Below are 12,667 nucleotides of genomic sequence, written 5' to 3'. Positions count from 1 at the left end.
TAAGTTGCAGGGTGCTGAGATGGACACGGTGAACATCCACCAGGCGAAGACCCATCTGTCCCGCCTGATTGAGCGGGCCGCGAAGGGCGAAAGCTTCGTCATCGCCAAAGCGGGCAAGCCGATGGTCAAGGTCGTGCCGCTCACAGCCCCCGAGGCCGCTCAGGTCAAGCGGGTCGGGTTCCTGTCCGGCCAGGTGAGGGTCCCCACCGACTTTGACCGCATGGGGGAAGAGATCATCGACGCGCTCTTCAGCGGCCAGTCATGAAGCTTCTCCTTGATACTCACGTGCTCCTTTGGGCAGCTGGCGAACCGGACAAACTGTCTGACGAAGCCCTTAGACTGATCGAGGCGCCTGACAATGAATTGTTCTTTAGCGCCGCGAGCCTTTGGGAGATCGCCATCAAGAGCAGCCTGGGGCGGAGCGACTTTGCCGCCGACGCGCGTGTCCTACGGCGAGGGCTGCTGGATAACGGCTACAGCGAACTGCCGGTTGTCAGCGAACATGCCGTGGCGATTGTCGGCCTGCCGGCGATCCACAAGGATCCCTTCGATCGCATCCTGATCGCGCAAGCCATGATCGAGGGGATCACCTTGCTGACGGCCGATGCGATCGTCGCCCAGTATGCGGGACCGATCCGGAAAATCTAACCTCTCCCCTCGCGCCGCGGAGTTTCAGACCGACATCCGAGTCACCCGGAGCACGGGACGTCGCGGCTCCCCTCCCCTCCTGCGGTGCCGCGCTTCCCTTCAGGCCGCTCCCCAGCCAGACTCGTGATCCGCGAGATGCGCAGATTGCTTAGCCAGCCTCCGCGAGCACCTTGTCGATGGCGGCCAGCGACAGGCCGAAATGCTTAGCAACCTGGGCAGGAGCGACGCCTGCCACAAGCGCCGCCCGGACTGCCTTGCGCTGCCCCTCCTGCAGGGTGAGTGCGGGCTTGGCTGATCTCGACGATCTGGTCTGTTTGGCGGGTCTTGGCACAAGCCGGTCCAGGGACGATCTGGCCTGTTGCACTGCTATCTCTCGCTCCGGCCGCGTGCCCTTCCTCTCCAGTCGGCGCTGCATGTCCTCGACGACTTGGCCAAGCTGCTGGGCCAGTTGCACGTCAGACAGGCTCGCCAGCGTTGGCGGCCTGACTGGAGCAGGCGTCGGCTCGGACGATGGGGTCGGAATGGTCAGCGTATACTCGAACAGGTCGGGGGTGCGGGGCGAAGAAGCCTTGTGCGACATGCGTCTTATCTGGGCATCAGGCGGCGCATTCCCAACGCTCGGTGGTCCGTCACATTGCCGCTCTCAGCGGGATCCTTCCTCCTGAAGCGAGATGCCGGCCGGCACCTTGAGCTCGCCCTCCCCTCCATGTGCAACGACAATTTTAGTGTCCGGGTAGCGTCAACTACGATGACCGGCTTTTTCGTGCGGGCTTAGGCTGGTGCAGGCGGCGCCGGACATTGGGCTTGAGGGCGTTCCTGACGTCCTTGTCGGTGAGCGCCAGATCGAACCATTCCGGGTCGAAGTGGCCACCGCACCAGATCCGGGTCTCGGTGTGCTCAAGATCGTCCGGGTCGGCCATGATGGCGAGAAAGCGCTCATAGCCACTCACGCCGCCCACATCCTCCGGAGGTCTGGCGCGGGCGCCTGCGATGCAGGTCCCGAAGCGAGGAGGCGCATCGAGAGCCAGCAGCTTCTCGATCTCAACCGTATGAAGCCAGCTGTCCCCGAAGTCATAGAGGTAGGTGAATGACGTGCCCGGCTCCCGGTCGAAGTCGCGCAACCGCACCTCTTGCTCGTCGAACACGCGCGGGTCATCCTCAAAAGCGCCGTCCTCGAGCAGCTCCGGATCGCCATAGCGCAGGCCGCCAATGCGGAACTCATGCAGGTGGTAGTCCCACCAGTTGAACGCCGCCTGGATCGCAAGATGCAGCTGTCCCAGATGCCAGGTCCACGGCACCACCAGCCGCCGCCACACGGGCGGCTCGATCTCGGCCAGGGTGATCTTGATCTGGAGCGCGTTGGGATCTTTCCAGGACATGCCCCAGTGGACCTGTCACCGGGGGCGGCGTCAACTAGCCGGACGCGTCCGACGACAACTAGACCGCGGCACTCTTAGCCTCCGTCGCGGTCCGGCGTCGATAGCTCTCGGTGTTGAGCTCCAGAATGGTGGCGTGGTGCACCAGACGATCAATCGCCGCCACCGTCATGGCGGGATCCGGGAAGATTTGATTCCAGGTGCTGAAGGGCTGATTACAGGTCGTGATCAGAGAGCGGCGCTCATAGCGCTCGGCACAACGACCACCAAACTGATGAGTTGGATCCCCGTTCGGTCGAACGGGTTCGGATTACAGCCTCACACCATCCCCTGTTTGGCCAACTGGTCCGCGTGATACGGCGCAAGCGCCACAACGGTGAACCGCACTTGGTTATTGAAGGCTCGGATGGCGGGCGGCAGGTTCTACCGGCTCGCCACGTGGAGGCAGCGGCTCCGCTGCCCAGGGTGGCCGCTCCGGCTCTCACCTTCACCCCCGGCAGTCTCCGGGCGCTGGCCAGCCTGGTCGCTGGTTTACGCAATGCGCCGTTTCCTGCTCCCGAGGCCCGCCATGCGCCTGCACCGTCAGACCCCACCCCTCCAGGTGTGGAGCACCCTCCAGCCCGAGATCCGCCAGCTCATGGTCGCCCTCTGGACCGACCTCGTGCAGCGCCAGCTTCGCCTCGCCCCGGGACACGCGCACGCGCAAGGAAAGCCGTGCCATGACTGCGATCTTCCCCAAAATCGAACCCCGTCACCTGACGCGACGCGCCATCGTCTACATTCGCCAGTCGACGCCGCGGCAGGTCCAGAACAACCAGGAGAGCACCCGCCGGCAGTATCAGCTGGCCGAGCGAGCGTGCCAGATGGGCTGGGCCGCACCCCAGGTCGAAGTCATTGACGAGGACCTGGGACAGTCTGGCGCCAGCAGCCACCTGCGGACGGGCTTTCAACGCCTGGTCGCTGCAATCGGCCTGGGAGAGGTCGGCATCATTCTGGTGACGGAGGTCTCTCGCCTGTCGCGCCGCAACAGTGACTGGCATCGCGTGATCGAATTGTGTGCCGTCTTCCGCACCTTGATTGCGGACGAGGACGGCGTGTACTGCCCGCAGGATCCAAATGACAGACTGCTGTTGGGCGTCAAAGGCACCCTATTTGCCGCGGAATTGCATATCCTGCATGCCAGGATGCGCGGCAATCTGCTCAACAAGGCCCGGCGCGGCGAGCTGGCCCTGCGCCTGCCGGTCGGCTATCGGCGGCTGGGGGACGGCACCGTCGTGCTCGATCCCGACGACGAGGTCCGGGCCGTGCTGATCCGGATCTTCGAGCGCTTCGCCCTGCTGCGCAACGGGCGCGCGGTTCAGCGCTACTTGGCGGATCACGGCCTCAAAATGCCGCGGTTGATCCAGCAGGGCGCCGAGGCTGGCCGCATCGTCTGGGTCCGGCCCACCTACCAGATGATCCAGCAGGTTTTGACCAGCCCAGTTTACGCCGGAGTCTTCGTCTACGGGCGCCGCAAGCAGGAGATCAGCCCCGGGGATCCTCCTGTCGTGACCACCCGACGCTGCCCCGTGGATGAGTGGGATATCGTCATCCCAGGCGTCTATCCGGCCTATCTCAGCTATGATCAGTACCTGCTGAACCGGCGCTCCCTGCAGGACAACCTCTACAACTTCGCTGCCAAACGGCACGGCGCCCCGCGCGAGGGACGCGCTCTGCTGCAAGGCCTCGTGATCTGCGGGCGCTGTGGCCGGCGCATGAGCGTCAGCCATGGCAGCGATCGTCTGCGCTATGAGTGCCGGCGGGCGCAGATTGATTACGGCGCCCCGCTGTGTCAGGCCTTCCCGATCTCGCATCTCGATCGGGCGGCGGGAGAGGCTTTCCTGGAGGCGGTCAAGCCGGCAGCCCTTGCGACGACCTTGGAGGCGCTCGCCGTGCTCGAACACGAGCGTCAGGCTCTCGACCGGCAGTGGCAGCTCAGGCTTGAACGCGCCCGCTACGATGTCCAGCGCGCTCAGCGACAATACGATGCGATCGAGCCCGAGAACCGCTTGGTCGCCCGAACGCTCGAGACACGGTGGAATGCGGCCTTGGAAACGCTCGAGCAGCTGGAGCAGGACTACGCCGTCATCCGGCGGACGGAACTGCTGCCTCTGGATGGGGCCGAGCAACAAGCCGTTCGGCATCTGGCCGGAGATCTGCCAGGCCTCTGGCATGCCGGCACGACCACTGCTGTGGACCGCAAGCGCTTGCTGCGCCTGGTCATGTCAGAGGTTGTCGTCTCTGTTGATCCCCAGCACCGCCGGGCGGAGGTCGTCATTGTGTGGAGCGGTGGAGCGACAAGCCGGCACGAGGTGCACTGTCCGCCAGTGGGGTGGCATGCTTGCACTGAGCCCGAGGTGCTCGCGCGTCTGCGCGTTCTGGCAGAGAAATACCCTGACCATCAGATCGCAATGTGGCTGAACACTGAAGGATTCCGCACGCGGACTGGCAAGTTCTGGACCTATGCCCGGGTTCACTCGATGCGCAAGCAGCATGGCATTCCCACGTTGTGTCCCCTGCAAACGCAAGGGGCTGTCCAGCGTGCGGATGGATTGATGCCGGCCAGGACGGCCGCGCAGCGGCTTGGCGTCTCGCCCTCCTTGCTGCATGTGTGGGTACGTCACGGCGTCTTGGACTTCGATCAACATCAGACGGCATCGCGGGTCTGGGTTCGCTTGAATGAAGACGATCTGGCTCGCCTCGATGGCACGAGCCCGATCGGTTATCGCCTGCCGCGCTTTGCCCAAGTGATGGCGGATGAGCATTTGTCGCGGGATGCGCTTTGGGCGAAGGTTCGCGACAGAGACTATCAAGCCTTCCGGGTGCCGCATGGCCAAGTTTGGGAGTGGCACCTACGACGCTTACCCGGGCCGGCGGTTTGACGTGACCAGAAGAGGAAGCATCATTATGAATGACGATCTTTAATCAACTCGAACAGGACGCTCGTTTCCGCCTGATCTTTGCGCACATAGCCGAGATCGTCGAGGATCAGGCAATCGAAGCGGTCGAGTTTGGTCAGGGTCGCCGGCAGGCTCAGATCACGCCGGGCGGCCTGCAGCTTCTGAACCAGATCGGTGGTGCGCGTGAACAGCACCCGCTGGCCGGCCTCGATCAGGGCGGTGCCGATCGCAGCGGCGAGGTGCGTCTTGCCGGTCCCAGAGGGGCCAAACAGCAGAATGTTGGCACCTTGGTCGAGCCAGGCATCGCCTTCCGCCAGGGCCAGGACCTGCGCCTTGCGCAGGCTCGGCACCGCGGAGAAGTCGAAGGTCGCAAAGGTCTTGCCATGGGGCAGGTCGGCCTCGGCGAGATGGCGGGCAATGCGTCGACTGTGTCGCTCATGGATCTCGTGCTTGCACAGGGCAGCAAGGAAGCGGGCCGATCCCCAGCCTTCCGCATCGGCCCGGGCGCCGATCTCCTGCCAGAGCCGCGAGATGGTCGGCAGACGCAAGGTGGTGAGCAGGACCGGCAACTTCGCCGTGTCGACCGGCGGCGCGGCGGATGAGGATCGGGTCATGGTGCGGCCCCTTCTGAAGCAGCGATGGGATCGACAGGGATCAGGCAGTCGTACACGCTCGGATCCGGCGCCCTCACATGGACAACCGGCGCCTGGACGTTCAACGGCCCGGCCACGACGGTCCGGGCTTGGTCGAGATCCGGGAGGCCGCCGCCGGCGAGAACCCTCGCGAGATGATCGGCCAGCTGGGCCTCGCAGGCGTGCGTGGCCGCCAGATGCAGCAGGCCGACATAGACCCGGCACGCCTGTCTTGGATCGAGCCTGGCATCAAGTACCTCCCAGGCCTGCCGGAAGGCGGTCTGCGGGAACAGATCCTCCCGGAAGACCGAGTGCCGAAAGGCCTGCGGCTTCTTCACGAGAGCATGGACCAGATGGCGGTAATCAATGACACGGACACCGGGACCGCCGCGTTTGAAGTAGCGGCGCGGGACCGTCAGCACCGGGCTCAGCCCGAGATGGCAGACAAGACGGTCATCGTAGATGTGCACCTTGAGGCGACAGCCGACGAGGCGCGAGGGCACGGTGTAGAGGACGTTGCGCACCGAGATCGTGCCGGAGCGTGTGACGGTGACAGTCGCCACCGAGTAGTCGCTGGTGCGAAAGCGCGGCAAAGGAGCCAGCGCCTTGCGCTCGATGGCAAGTGCCGCCTGCACGGCTGCGTTCTTGCGCATGGCGAAGTCCTGCAGAAAAGCCTGGTACGCCTCCAGGTCGGCGAAGTCTTTCGAGCCGCGCAAGTCGAGAGCTTCGCGTAATCCGAGCTTGAGATGGCCATGGGCGGCTTCGACCGATCCATTCTCGTGGGCGATGCCGGCATTGTTGCGGGTGGGCTGCAGACCGTAATGGCTGCAGAACGCGGCATAGGCCTTAGCCTCGTCCTCGCGCTCGGCGAGGTTGCGATAGGCGGCCGAGAGCCGGTCGGTGCGATGCTCGCGCGGGACGCCGCCGAGCTGCCAGAGTGCCTCCTGTAGGCCTTCGGTGAGAGCCGTGAAGCTCTCTCCGCCGCAGATGGCTTTGATGAAGCGCCAGCCGGAATAGGCAAGCCAGAAATGGTAGAGCAGATGGGGAAAGGGTCGGCCGGCGATGGTCACGCCGAGCTTGGCGCCATTGGTAAAGTCCGAGAGAGCCTGTCGGCCGGGCGGGTGCTCCTGTCGGAAGATCAGCTCGCGCTCCGGTCCCTCGGTGGCGCGCCAATGGGCCACCCGGCGCTGCAGCGAGCGCAGGTGGCCGTCGCCATAGCGCCCAGGATGCAGCCGTTGCAACTCTTCGAGCAAAGTGGTGGCCCGGATCTGGGGCGCGGCCTCCAGCATCGGCACGAGTTCGTCGCGCCAGACTGCGGCGAACGGATCCGGACGCGTCCGGTAGCGCCGTCCCTCGCGCTGGCTGGGAAGAACCGGGTCGGCTTCGATGCGCCGGCCGGTGCGCTCGCTGAACCCGGCCCGTGCCGCAGCGGCGGCCTGAGAATATCCGTCCTTGCGTGAACTCATGTAGCGCCTGACCTGGCGGTCGGTGACGTGAATGCCCGGCATCAACCTTCTCCCGCAATCGGGAGAAGAGTGATGCATCTCACACCAAACCGGCCATCTCTGTCGTCATCAGGCGGACATCATAGTTGGCGTCGTACACCTCCATCCAGGTCGATGAAGCGGCTGTTTCTCGGGATCACAAGCCCCTCCCCGATCTTCGGCAATCTGGATAGGGCCGTGCACACCACTGCAGACCTGCCACCTGGCGAGGTCTTGATGCCCGTGAGCCGCGCAGCAGACTGACCTGGTCCTTGGAGGCTCCCCTCGATCCGGATGTTCTGATCCGGAAACGCCCAGGTAAAGCGCTGGCCTGTCTGCTCCCACTGGCCCGGCCACTGTCCTGGCTTCGTGCGGGAGGCATCGAAGATGTAGGGACTCAGAGGCTGGTAAGCAATTATCTTTCCTTTCGGGTGAGACGGCGCAGCAGGATGCGGCTCATGGCGAGATACAGCAGCATCTCGCTGGTCTCGACCAGACGTTCATAGTCCTTGGCCTGTGTTTCGGCATGCAATGTTGACCCTCTGAGACGGGGGATCGGCGTCCAAATTTGACCCCTGCGGCTGTCACGCGAGCACACTGCCTGTCCTGGATCAGGATAGGTGGCAGGGGATGAAGGGCGTGGACACGATTGCACGGATCCGACGCGAGTTCTTCGTGCGCGGCAAGACGATCAAGCAGATCGCCCGCGAGCTCCACATCGCTCGCAACACAGTCCGCAAGGTTCTGCGCTCGGGAGCCACTGAGTTCCGCTACGAGCGCGAACGCCAGCCTCTGCCACGCATCGGCCCCTGGAGGGAGGATCTGGATCGCCTTCTGGCGCTCAATGACGCCAAGCCCACTCGGGAACGTCTGACCCTGATCCGCCTCTTCGAGGAGCTGCGGGGTCTTGGCTATGAGGGTGGCTACGATGCCGTGCGCCGTTATGCCAGAAGCTGGCGCCGGGAGCAGTCCACCTCTGCGACCGCCGTCTTCGTGCCGCTGAGTTTTGCACCGGGCGAGGCCTACCAGTTCGACTGGAGCCACGAGGCCATCCTGCTCAACGGCATGCCGGTGACCGTCAAAGTCGCCCATGTCCGGCTCTGCCACTCGCGCATGATGTTCGTGCGGGCTTATCCGCGTGAGAGCCAGGAGATGGTCTTCGACGCCCATGACCGCGCCTTCGCCTTCTTCAAGGGCGCCTGCCGGCGCGGCATTTACGACAACATGAAGACGGCGGTGGACACCATCTTCATCGGCAAGGAGCGCGCCTACAACCGTCGCTTTCTCCAGATGTGCGGGCACTACCTGGTCGAGCCGGTCGCCTGCACGCCAGCCTCCGGCTGGGAGAAGGGTCAGGTAGAGAACCAGGTTGGGCTCGTGCGTGAGCGCTTCTTCACCCCGCGGCTGCGGGTGAAGAGCTATGACGAGTTGAATGCCTGGTTGCTCGATCAGTGTATCGCCTATGCCAAAGCGCATGCCCATCCCGAGCACCGCGACCGGACGATCTGGCAGGTCTTCGAAGCCGAGCGCGTGAGTCTGGTGCCCTATCCCGGACCGTTCGACGGCTTCCACGCCATTCCGGCCTCCGTCTCCCGAACCTGTCTGGTGCGCTTCGACTCCAACAAGTACTCGGTGGCCGCCAGCGCTGTCGGACGCCCGGTGGAGATCCGGGCCTATGCGGATCGGATTGAATGCCGCCAGGATGGCAGAGTTGTCGCGCAGCATGTCCGCTGCTTCGGCCGCGATCAGACGATCTTCGATCCCTGGCATTACGTGCCGGTGCTGGCCCGCAAGCCCGGGGCTCTGCGCAATGGTGCTCCGTTCAAGGACTGGATTCTGCCCGCTGCCCTTGAGCGCGTCCGGCGCAAGCACGCCGGCCGGGACGATGGCGACCGCCAGATGGTCAGCATCCTGGCGGCCGTGCTCAGCGACGGCCTGCCGGCGGTTGAGGCTGCCTGTGCCGAGGCTCTGAGTGAGGGCGTCTGGTCCGCTGATGTGATCCTCAACATTCTCGCCCGGCAGCGCGAGCCGGAACCGCCGCGGACGATTACGACCCCACAGGCGTTGCGGCTCCGGCATGAGCCGCAGGCCGATTGTGCCCGCTACGACAGTATCAGGAGGGCTGTGTGATGGAACGGACTGAGATCCTTGCTGCCATGGCCGACCTCAAGCTCTATGGCATGAGGTCGGCCTATGACGAGATCATCACGACCGCGGTCAAGCGCAGTCATGAGCCGCAGCGGGTGGTGGGCGATCTTCTGTCTGCCGAGATCGCCGAGAAGCAGGCGCGCTCGATCAAGTACCAGATGACGATTGCCAAACTGCCCCTGGCCAAGGACCTTGAGGACTTCGTCTTTGCCGGCACGCCGATCAATGAAGGCCTCGTGCGGGATCTGGCCGGCGGGGAGTTCCTGACCCAGGAACGCAACGTCGTCCTGGTGGGAGGCACCGGCACGGGCAAGACCCATCTGGCGATAGGGATTGCGCGAGCGTGCATTCGCGCTGGATCCCGCGGGCGGTTCTACAACGTGGTTGATCTGGTGAACCGGCTGGAGGCGGAGACTCGCGCGGGCCGGCAGGGCCGGATGGCGGACTATCTCTCGCGGATGGATTTCGTTGTGCTGGACGAACTCGGCTACCTGCCGTTTGCCCAATCGGGAGGCCAGCTCCTATTCCATCTGGTCAGCCGTCTGTACGAGCAGACTTCTGTGATCGTCACAACCAATCTGGCTTTTGGGGAATGGCCGAGCGTCTTTGGTGACGCAAAGATGACCACGGCCTTGCTCGACCGGCTCACCCACCACTGTGAGATCGTCGAGACCGGCAACGAGAGCTGGCGCTTCAAGAACAGAATCTAATCACGCCACAGAATGGCGGAATTGCCTCTATGCCCGGAGGGTTAGAATTGGATGCTGATCGAGGGTCATATTTGGAAGCCGATTGACACCTTGGCCAATCGCCGGTTGGTGGTGAGCCAGGCGATGGTCCGCTCAACGATCCATCTGCGTGCGAGCACCTGGAAGCCACTCGGGCGCGTCGGCGGCTCCGCGTCAGCCCGCGTCCAGACACCACCGGACCACCAGTGTTGCGGGATGGACAGCCTCCAGCCCAGTGCCTTGCGCAGCCAATCCTTCAATCCGCGATAAGCCGTGTCAGCCCATAGGCGCTCAATGGCCGGGAAGAGATGCTCTAAACCCTCCAACAAGAGCTCGGCGCCGGCGCGATCATGGATGTCGGCCGAATGCACCTTGTTCTTCAGCAGATTGCCTTGCGTATCAACGAGAAGATGACGCTTGCGGCCCTTGATCTTTTTGCCACCATCGTACCCTCGTGGTCCACCCATCTCAGTGGTCTTAACCGACTGGCTGTCGATGATCGCCGCTGTCGGCTGAGGATGGCGGCCGAGCGTACGCCGATAGCTCTCCCGCAAGGCTTGGGTCACGTGCTCCCAGGTGCCGTCGTCGCGCCACTGGGCATAGTGATAGAAGACAGCATACCGGGGTGGATACTCATGCGGCAGCAGCCGCCACTGGGCTCCGGTGCGCAGCAGATAGAAGATCGCATCGACAATGCGCCGCAACGGGTAAGTCTGCCGCCGTCCCGCAGGATGACTGCGCGGGACCAGGGGCTCAAGCAGCGCCCATTCGGCATCAGTGAGATCGCAGGCGTAGGAACTGGCATCCATGGCGGGGCTCCCGGATCGTCAAACAGCCCACATCCGCAACAGCGGCCAGCATCAAACCTATTCTGAATCAATGACTTACATCGAGCAATAAAATTGCTCACCAGCCTCTAAGTCCTCTACCCAGCCTGATGACGGCGAAGGGTTAGCGAAGTGCAAGGGCGTCGTCGTGAGGCGGGGTCTGAAGGAAGCATGGAGCAAAACCGCGACCTGATGAACAAGAACCGGATATGAGGCCACCCAGGTCGGACGAGCGGGCCAATGACCGCGAAGTCCACAGTCATCAAAGACCGGGACGGTAAATTCGGCAGGTGTGCGGGGAAGGCGGTCGAACTTACCTCGGGAGATCTCCACCATGTCCGGTCTTCCGGACTGAGCGGGTCGCAAGGCCCGTGATCGTGGCGGAGAAGTCAGCAGACGGCATAGTAGGCCGCAAGGCCGAAGGCCCGAACGTTAGAGAGGGCAAGTAGCGCAGGTGTCTCGACAGACCAAGCGGCAGCAACACCAACTCGAGTTGGCTTTCGGCGGTGTGGCAGAGGGTGAAGCCCCGAGCGCGCTCGTCGAAGGAGCCGAAGTCGTGCCGGCGGCACCCGCCCCCGAAAGCCCAGCGATCCCGGTGGGATCAATGATGGAGAGGATTGTCGCTCGCGACAATCTGAAGAAGGCGCTGGCCCAGGTCAGACGCAACAAGGGCGCGCCCGGCGTTGACGGCATGACTGTCGACGATCTGGCCGCTCACCTGAAAGACCACTGGCCCGAGATCAGGGCCCAAATTCTCAACGGCACTTACCAGCCGCAGCCGGTGCGGCGCGTCGACATTCCGAAGGCATCCGGAGGCACTAGAGGCCTCGGCATTCCGTCGGCGCTCGACCGCTTCCTCCAGCAGGCGGTGATGCAGGTGCTGCAAGAGGACTGGGACCCGACCTTCTCGCCGTCGAGCTACGGGTTCCGGCCCGGACGCTCGGCGCACCAGGCTGTGGCCGCCGCGCAGCAGTTTATCGCAGACGGCTGCCACACCGTCGTCGATCTCGATTTGGAGAAATTCTTCGATCGGGTGAACCACGACATCCTGATGGGTCTGGTGGCCAAACGGGTGCAGGACCGGCTCCTGCTCCGGCTCATCCGCCGTTATCTGACGGCAGGTGTGCTCGTGGGCGGCATGGTCGATCCGATGGATGAGGGAGTCCCGCAAGGGGGTCCGCTCTCGCCGCTGCTTTCAAACCTGATGCTCGATGTGCTCGACAAGGAACTGGAACGGCGCGGCCACCGGTTCGCAAGATACGCCGATGATTGCAACATTTATGTCCGCAGTCCTCGTGCAGGCGAACGGGTCATGGCCAGCGTCACCCGGTTCCTCGAACGGCGTCTCAAGCTGAGGGTGAACCCGGCCAAGAGCGCTGTCGCTTCTCCAACCGAGCGTAAGTTCCTCGACTTTAGCTTCTCAGGTCGTGCCTACATTAGGCGGCGCATCGCACCGCAGGCACTGACCAGATTCAAGGGGCGGGTTCGAGAACCCACGGCAAGGAATGGAGGGCGCAGCCTCGCGCAGATTATACCGGAGCTATCGCGCTATCTCATTGGATGGCGCGGCTACTTCGGTTTCTGCGAGACCCCAGGGGAGTTGCGGCTTCTGGACAAGTGGATCAGGCGACGGCTCCGTGCCATCGTCTGGAAGCAGTGGAAGTACGGGCGTAACCGCTTTGCGGAACTGCGTCGCATGGGCATCAGACGGGATCTGGCCGCGCGAGCCGCCGGAAGCCCCCATGGTGTCTGGCGGCTCAGCAACAGCCCCGCGCTCTCCTTTGCCTTCCCCAATGCCTTCTTCGAGAGCCTTGGTCTCGCTTCTGTCTATATCCGCCGAGCCGAGTAATCTGGCGAACCGCCGTATACGGACCCGTTTGTACGG

At 63.8% G+C, this 12,667-nt stretch carries 11 protein-coding genes and 3 pseudogenes; 7 read left to right on the top strand and 7 right to left on the bottom strand.

The window, feature by feature from the left end:
- The first annotated feature begins 19 nt into the window (after positions 1 to 19).
- Together U0023_RS29060 and U0023_RS29055 are read left to right on the top strand one after the other, a co-directional pair.
- On the top strand, positions 20 to 265 hold the full coding sequence (locus U0023_RS29060; RefSeq protein WP_009495322.1) for a type II toxin-antitoxin system Phd/YefM family antitoxin: 246 nt from the start codon (positions 20 to 22) through the stop codon (positions 263 to 265).
- Entirely contained in the window at positions 262 to 648 is a 387-nt protein-coding gene (locus tag U0023_RS29055) for a type II toxin-antitoxin system VapC family toxin (RefSeq protein WP_009495321.1), read from the top strand. The genes U0023_RS29060 and U0023_RS29055 overlap by 4 nt, the downstream gene beginning before the upstream one ends.
- 148 nt (positions 649 to 796) lie before the next feature.
- Here U0023_RS29055 and U0023_RS29050 read toward each other — a convergent pair whose 3' ends face one another.
- The 3 genes and pseudogenes from U0023_RS29050 to U0023_RS29040 form a co-directional block, all read right to left on the bottom strand.
- Complete coding sequence (locus tag U0023_RS29050; protein WP_009495320.1) at positions 797 to 1,228, bottom strand: hypothetical protein; 432 nt, start codon at positions 1,226 to 1,228, stop codon at positions 797 to 799.
- A 163-nt stretch (positions 1,229 to 1,391) separates the two neighbouring features.
- The gene (locus U0023_RS29045; protein ID WP_009489076.1) at positions 1,392 to 2,027 is read right to left on the bottom strand and encodes a plasmid pRiA4b ORF-3 family protein; all 636 of its coding nucleotides are present in this window, start codon (positions 2,025 to 2,027) and stop codon (positions 1,392 to 1,394) included.
- Between the two features lie 58 nt (positions 2,028 to 2,085).
- Positions 2,086 to 2,280 (bottom strand): annotated as a pseudogene (locus U0023_RS29040) (ATP-binding protein); the annotation flags it as partial.
- Positions 2,281 to 2,375: 95 nt separating this feature from the next.
- Between U0023_RS29040 and U0023_RS35770 the strand changes: the two are divergent.
- Positions 2,376 to 2,498: pseudogene (locus tag U0023_RS35770) on the top strand (hypothetical protein); the annotation flags it as partial.
- Between the two features lie 13 nt (positions 2,499 to 2,511).
- Here U0023_RS35770 and U0023_RS29035 read toward each other — a convergent pair.
- Positions 2,512 to 2,745, bottom strand: a complete 234-nt coding sequence (locus U0023_RS29035) for a hypothetical protein (RefSeq protein WP_040639775.1) — start codon at positions 2,743 to 2,745, stop codon at positions 2,512 to 2,514.
- Between U0023_RS29035 and U0023_RS29030 the strand changes: the two genes are divergently transcribed.
- Positions 2,744 to 4,945 carry a recombinase family protein gene (locus U0023_RS29030; protein ID WP_009495314.1) on the top strand — a complete coding sequence of 734 codons (2,202 nt, stop codon included), beginning with the start codon at positions 2,744 to 2,746 and terminating at the stop codon, positions 4,943 to 4,945. The genes U0023_RS29035 and U0023_RS29030 overlap by 2 nt on opposite strands.
- Before the next feature lie 29 nt (positions 4,946 to 4,974).
- Here U0023_RS29030 and U0023_RS29025 read toward each other — a convergent pair.
- A pseudogene (locus U0023_RS29025) lies at positions 4,975 to 5,577 on the bottom strand (ATP-binding protein); the annotation flags it as partial.
- Entirely contained in the window at positions 5,574 to 7,103 is a 1,530-nt protein-coding gene (gene istA, locus U0023_RS29020) for an IS21 family transposase (protein WP_009489074.1), read from the bottom strand. The gene istA (U0023_RS29020) and the pseudogene U0023_RS29025, both read right to left, overlap by 4 nt.
- Positions 7,104 to 7,709: 606 nt before the next feature.
- Between istA (U0023_RS29020) and istA (U0023_RS29015) the strand changes: the two genes are divergently transcribed.
- On the top strand, positions 7,710 to 9,209 hold the full coding sequence (gene istA, locus U0023_RS29015) for an IS21 family transposase (protein WP_009489216.1): 1,500 nt from the start codon (positions 7,710 to 7,712) through the stop codon (positions 9,207 to 9,209).
- Positions 9,209 to 9,937, top strand: coding sequence for an IS21-like element helper ATPase IstB (istB, locus tag U0023_RS29010; protein ID WP_009489215.1), 729 nt, complete (start codon positions 9,209 to 9,211; stop codon positions 9,935 to 9,937). The genes istA (U0023_RS29015) and istB overlap by 1 nt, the downstream gene beginning before the upstream one ends.
- A 65-nt stretch (positions 9,938 to 10,002) precedes the next feature.
- Here istB and U0023_RS29005 read toward each other — a convergent pair whose 3' ends face one another.
- Entirely contained in the window at positions 10,003 to 10,764 is a 762-nt protein-coding gene (locus U0023_RS29005; RefSeq protein ID WP_009495312.1) for an IS5 family transposase, read from the bottom strand.
- Positions 10,765 to 11,389: 625 nt separating this feature from the next.
- On the opposite strand from U0023_RS29005, the gene ltrA reads away from it, so the two are divergent.
- Positions 11,390 to 12,631 (top strand): group II intron reverse transcriptase/maturase, encoded by a 1,242-nt coding sequence (ltrA, locus tag U0023_RS29000; RefSeq protein ID WP_009495311.1) that lies wholly within the window; start codon positions 11,390 to 11,392, stop codon positions 12,629 to 12,631.
- Positions 12,632 to 12,667 lie beyond the last annotated feature (36 nt).

The organism is Microvirga lotononidis (assembly GCF_034627025.1).
Classification (GTDB): Bacteria; Pseudomonadota; Alphaproteobacteria; order Rhizobiales; family Beijerinckiaceae; genus Microvirga; species Microvirga lotononidis.
This window is presented reverse-complemented; position numbering and strand designations above follow the sequence as displayed.

What these genes read in the sequence shown, in the direction of transcription:
- U0023_RS29050 (WP_009495320.1), bottom strand. Translation starts at nt 1,228, where the DNA reads ATGTCGCACAAGGCTTCTTCGCCCCGCACCCCCGACCTGTTCGAGTAT.
- U0023_RS29035 (WP_040639775.1), bottom strand. Translation starts at nt 2,745, where the DNA reads ATGGCACGGCTTTCCTTGCGCGTGCGCGTGTCCCGGGGCGAGGCGAAG.
- U0023_RS29060 (WP_009495322.1), top strand. Translation starts at nt 20, where the DNA reads ATGGACACGGTGAACATCCACCAGGCGAAGACCCATCTGTCCCGCCTG.
- ltrA (WP_009495311.1), top strand. Translation starts at nt 11,390, where the DNA reads ATGGAGAGGATTGTCGCTCGCGACAATCTGAAGAAGGCGCTGGCCCAG.
- U0023_RS29045 (WP_009489076.1), bottom strand. Translation starts at nt 2,027, where the DNA reads ATGTCCTGGAAAGATCCCAACGCGCTCCAGATCAAGATCACCCTGGCC.
- istA (WP_009489216.1), top strand. Translation starts at nt 7,710, where the DNA reads ATGAAGGGCGTGGACACGATTGCACGGATCCGACGCGAGTTCTTCGTG.
- istB (WP_009489215.1), top strand. Translation starts at nt 9,209, where the DNA reads ATGGAACGGACTGAGATCCTTGCTGCCATGGCCGACCTCAAGCTCTAT.
- U0023_RS29030 (WP_009495314.1), top strand. Translation starts at nt 2,744, where the DNA reads ATGACTGCGATCTTCCCCAAAATCGAACCCCGTCACCTGACGCGACGC.
- U0023_RS29055 (WP_009495321.1), top strand. Translation starts at nt 262, where the DNA reads ATGAAGCTTCTCCTTGATACTCACGTGCTCCTTTGGGCAGCTGGCGAA.
- istA (WP_009489074.1), bottom strand. Translation starts at nt 7,103, where the DNA reads ATGCCGGGCATTCACGTCACCGACCGCCAGGTCAGGCGCTACATGAGT.
- U0023_RS29005 (WP_009495312.1), bottom strand. Translation starts at nt 10,764, where the DNA reads ATGGATGCCAGTTCCTACGCCTGCGATCTCACTGATGCCGAATGGGCG.